This is a genomic window from Pseudohalocynthiibacter sp. F2068 (genome assembly GCF_023015645.1).
In the GTDB taxonomy this organism is placed as follows: domain Bacteria; phylum Pseudomonadota; class Alphaproteobacteria; order Rhodobacterales; family Rhodobacteraceae; genus Pseudohalocynthiibacter; species Pseudohalocynthiibacter aestuariivivens.
Genome location: NZ_JALKAK010000044.1, coordinates 1 through 373 on the forward strand (window position 1 = coordinate 1; position 373 = coordinate 373).

General features: G+C 51.5%; 1 pseudogene. It reads left to right on the top strand.

From position 1 onward, the window contains the following. Positions 1-231: pseudogene (locus tag MWU63_RS20330) on the top strand (IS110 family transposase); the annotation flags it as partial. Between the last annotated feature and the right edge of the window lie 142 nt (positions 232-373).

The following is a 373-nucleotide window of genomic DNA, read 5'->3' on the forward strand; positions in this document are numbered from 1 at the left end:
GGCCACATCTCGAAGATAGGAGATCAATACATACGCCGTTTGTTGGTCCTGGGCATGACGTCCCGCATTCGGTCGATCAGGTCGGAGCCAAAAAAGTTTGATCCGTGGTTTGCAGACATCCTATCACGCAAGCCAAGCAGAGTGGCCGCAATTGCCATGGCCAACAAAACCGCCCGTATGATCTGGGCCGTGCTGATGCGAAATGAGCGCTACAAAGTGAGGATCGTTTGAACTCAACGACCTGAAACAAGAGTATGCAAGACCAATGAAGTGATGGAACTTTGTCAGCCCTAAAACCAAGAGGCCCCGTGCTTTGTCCTGAACGCTTGCTGTTCGATGTGCGGAATGGGACTTGGTTGGTGGAAACCATCAG